Raw genomic sequence first — 4,060 nt, forward strand, 5'->3', positions numbered from 1 at the left:
CGAGCTCCCGCACCACTGGGCCTTCCAAACGCACCATCAATTCGTGCCATTGAAGGCCCCGCCTCATGTTGCTTTTCTTGTTGTAGGAAGCGTCGATCAGGTTTTGTGAACCCGTGTAGCCCACACTGCCGTCCACCGCCATCAGCTTGCGGTGGTTACGCAGGTCCGGGCGCTGCCATTGTCCTTTGAAGGGGCGCAGCGGGAGCATGGCGTGCCATTCGGCGCCCATCTCATCAAAAGCGCGCAGCATGTCCCGCTGCGTAGGGTCCCGGACCGCCGCCAAATGATCGAAAAGGACCCGGACTGCCACGCCGCGCCGGCATGCCCTTGCCATGGCATCGAAGAACGGAGCTGTGGTGGGATCCAGCGCGAGGATGTAGAACTCCACATGCACGTATTCCTTCGCGGCGTCGATGTCTGCGATCATGCGCGCGATGCAGCCTTTGTAGTCCTCCAGCAATTCGGCCCGGTTACCGCCCACCATGGGCAGCGCACCGAGCCTGAGGTTAAGTTCGACGGCGGACCGCAGCCAGGCGGGCCACTCCGCACTGTGGCTGACTGCTGAGAGGCCGTGCGTCCGCCCCAGCATGAGCTCATTGACGGTGCGCTGCTTTTCGCGCCTGGCTTTGGGAAGCTTGCCACGGCCTACCAGCAGGAATGCCACCATTCCCAGATAGGGGATGAAGATGATTGCCAATACCCAGGCAATGGCAGACGACGGCCGTCTGTTGGCCGAGACCATCACTGCCGCTATGGATCCGAGCACGATGTGGAGCGCCAACAAGACCAAGGTGAGCGCATCGGCGTCGTGCAGTAGTCCTTGCATGCCGCTACTTGGCGTTCTGCTGCGGTATGACTACTTTTTTGATGATCAGCAGGATCGAGGCCGTGGTGGGGCACGCTATCAGCGCCCCCAACAGCCCCAGGAGCGTCCCGCCCACCATCGCGCCGATGAGGACCAGGGAACCGGGAATGCTGATCGCTTTCCCCACCACCCGGGGCGTCAGTACGTAGGCCTCCACTTGCATATAGGCGAGCATGACAAGGAAAACCACCAGTGCCGTTGCCGGAGAAGTGAAAAGCGAGACCACTGTAATGATTGTTGTGCTGATCGCACTACCCACCAACGGTATAAGCGTGATGGGGAAAGCCAGGACGGCTAACACCGCCGCGTACCGGACGCCGGCAACTGACAGGACAATGAACGTGAAGATGGCGTTTAGCAGGGCAAGAATTGACATGCCGCTCAGGTATTTGCCCACGGAAGCAATAATTGTCTCGGAAATATCCGCGAACGATTCCCTGCGGGAAGCCGGAACCAGTGCATAAAGGCTTGACTTCATGACCTCGTGCCCGGCCACGAAGTAGAGCGTCAGGACTACTACGAAGATCACGGCGAAGGTGCCGTTCACCACGTTGTAGCCAACTTGGACGGCGCCGCCGCCGATTGCCAGCCACACATTTGGATCCGCGGCGGAGGTCTCCAGCCATTCCAGTAGGGGGGTCAGTGCTCCGCCCAGCGATCCGTTGAAGTTCCGGAACCATTCTTGTTCGCCCACCGCCTCGAAACTGGACGGAAGCAACCGAACCAGCGCAGCGCCTTCCTCTACCAGGATCGGCACAATGAAGCGGATGAGCACCGCGACTACTACCAGGAAGCCAACCGCCACCGCAAGGACTGCGCCACTGCGGGAGAGTTTCCAGCGCTCCAGCCAACGAACCAGGGGATAGAGTCCCAGGGAGATAAACAGCGCCGCAAAGATCAAGGTCAGCGAATACCGCAGCGTGATGACTGCGGACCCCAATGCCAGGGCAACCAGTACACCGAGCGCCGCGATGAGGCCGAAGCGAAACGGTCCGCCTTCCAACAGGGGGAATGCCTTCAATCGCGTCATGCGGTCCCTTTCGGCCGTACGGGAATGGCGGACCGTGACCCGGATCAGGCCAAAGCGATCTCCTTCAGGCGAGCGTTCTCGGCCTCGTTGATATCTCCAGCAGCAAGCAGGGCTTTGGCCGCTTCGATCTGCTGGGTGGGTGTTGGGGCTCCGGCGACTTCGCGGATGTAGTTCTCGGCCTCTTCAACTGATTCCCTAACTCGCATTTCGCTACGCAGGGCCATCCCCTTTCCGCGCATGATCACGTAGATCAAGGCTGAGATAAAAGGGGCCACAAATAGGCATAGGATCCATAATGCTTTTACTCCGCCGCCGAGGGCTTTATCGCGGAGGAGATCGGAAATGATCTGAAAGAGGAGTATCAAGTAAGCAATAAAGAAAAAAGTAACAATGATGCTCCACAATGATTCCAAAAAGCTCATGGTGTCTTTCCCATCGTTCATTTCGGCCCGGGGCCGGACCGCCGTCATCCGGCAAGGGAACTGATCCCCCGGCAGGACCACAACACCATTCTCGATTCGCCCCACGCCGAACTGTGCGTGCCTTTAGCGGATCGGCAACTATTGGGCAGAAAGATCACCCACTACGGGTGAGTGCGGGCGTTAGGGCGCGACGACGGGTGGCCGGCAGGCGATGGTTGGTCATGACACGGCCGTGTACCTGCCCCTCGGTCACAAATCTCCCGTAGCACGGCGGCTGCAGACGATCTCCGAGGGTCGGTTACGCTGCTCAAAGCCACACCACTCCGCACGCATAGGGCACCAATGACGCACTCTTTTGCAGCTGACCACGCCACCCCGCAGCCGGGAACTTCGTCGGAACCTTCTCTCCAACACAGCAAGGAACGCAGCGCTGCAGGCACTGCCGTGGGAGCCTTCGGAATGGTGGCAGTCGTCGGTGCATTCGCATTTCTCGTCCACGTGTTGGCGCAACATTCGCCGCGGATTAGTCCCGGCTACGCGGGCTGGCCGCATGACGCCGTTGACACCCCGTTGGCCGCACTGCGGTGGTTCCTCGGCGACATGACCGAGCCACTGTTCTGCAAGTCCGATCTAGCAGCGCTGGGACTGCTCACAGGCTCGGTGGTCGCGTGGTGGGCTTGCCGGCGAGGTGCGACGTGGGCAGGCTCGCTCAGCTATGGGACCGGCCTTTGGCCTTGGGTTCTAGTGTCCGCGTCGCTGAGTTTGATGCTTTCCAACCTGGTGTTCGGATGGACGCTCGACGCCGGATGGCAGCCAACGTTCGTGCCTTTTGTTTGCGTCGCGCCCGCCTTGGTCCTTATGTACGGGGCTGGGTGGCGGACCTGTGTCACCGGGGCGGTCCTGGGGGCAGCGACCACCACACCTTTGGCGTTGTTGTTCATACCTACCATCTCGGAACCGCTTGGCCTGCCTGCCGTGGTTGGGAGCGTGCTGGCGATGTCGGTGGGTGCAGTCATTTCGTTCCTGATCGCCCGGCGGATGCCGTGGCTTGTCCTTCGGGAGTCTCGAGCTGCGACGCAACCGGAGCTGCCGCCGTCGAGCCTTAACCGGAACTTCCTCGGCGACGCCGGTTGGGCCGCGCGCAGGGTGCTGAAGGACTTCACTGAAACGTACTTTTTCGCCAACGAGCTCGCTGCCGCCTGTTTGATCCTGGCTGCGGCGGCCGCTTTTGTCCTGAATCCGGTGCTTCCTTCGTACGGGACGGGCCTGCTGCCGCACATCCTTTTTGCGCAAGCGTTGACCTCGGCCATCGGCGTCACGCTGTGGCGGGGCTGGTACCGCGACGGCGGGTGGGCGGCCACCTACGCGTCCGTGGTGTCGGTTGCTCCTGCGGCAGTCCTCGCGTCTGGCGGCTCCTGGACGGGAATGGTGGGCGGCGCCGTGCTGGGGGCGGTCCTCGCCCCGCCGCTGGCCAGGGCCATTTCCGCGCGGCTGCCGGCAGGGTTCCATTCGGTGATCGGCAACACAGCGGCCATGGCAGTCTCGACGGCGGTTGCCTTGCCGGTGCTTGGGCTGCTGCCCTAGTTTCCGAAAGTCTTGATGATTTCCTGAGGAAGTGTTGACCGAACACAGGATTTGTTCTTGATCCGGGCCCGGCACAGTAGTTCTTGTCAGCCAGAGAGGCTGGAAATGAACGGCCGGCCGGACCCACGGTGGCCTCCCGAAAGGACCATACTCAGATGG

General features: G+C 61.3%; 4 protein-coding genes. 1 reads left to right on the forward strand and 3 read right to left on the reverse strand.

Annotated features, from left to right (window positions below; all coding sequences use genetic code 11):
- From RIF72_RS07820 to RIF72_RS07830, 3 genes are all read right to left on the reverse strand, one after another.
- On the reverse strand, positions 1-826 hold an 826-nt coding region (locus tag RIF72_RS07820), incomplete at its 3' end, for a phospholipase D-like domain-containing protein (protein ID WP_309074269.1).
- Between the two features lie 4 nt (positions 827-830).
- Positions 831-1,895 carry an AI-2E family transporter gene (locus RIF72_RS07825; RefSeq protein ID WP_309074270.1) on the reverse strand — a complete coding sequence of 355 codons (1,065 nt, stop codon included), beginning with the start codon at positions 1,893-1,895 and terminating at the stop codon, positions 831-833.
- Positions 1,896-1,939: 44 nt separating this feature from the next.
- Entirely contained in the window at positions 1,940-2,422 is a 483-nt protein-coding gene (locus RIF72_RS07830; protein ID WP_309074271.1) for a hypothetical protein, read from the reverse strand.
- A gap of 237 nt (positions 2,423-2,659) precedes the next feature.
- Here RIF72_RS07830 and RIF72_RS07835 point away from each other — a divergent pair, with 237 nt between their 5' ends.
- Positions 2,660-3,901: a hypothetical protein gene (locus RIF72_RS07835; RefSeq protein WP_309074272.1), complete on the forward strand. Its 1,242-nt coding sequence runs from the start codon at positions 2,660-2,662 to the stop codon at positions 3,899-3,901.
- Positions 3,902-4,060: the final 159 nt, after the last annotated feature.

It is taken from the genome of Paenarthrobacter sp. (assembly GCF_031180005.1).
Classification (GTDB): domain Bacteria; phylum Actinomycetota; class Actinomycetes; order Actinomycetales; family Micrococcaceae; genus Arthrobacter.

What these genes read in the sequence shown, in the direction of transcription:
- RIF72_RS07825 (WP_309074270.1), bottom strand. Translation starts at nt 1,895, where the DNA reads ATGACGCGATTGAAGGCATTCCCCCTGTTGGAAGGCGGACCGTTTCGC.
- RIF72_RS07835 (WP_309074272.1), top strand. Translation starts at nt 2,660, where the DNA reads ATGACGCACTCTTTTGCAGCTGACCACGCCACCCCGCAGCCGGGAACT.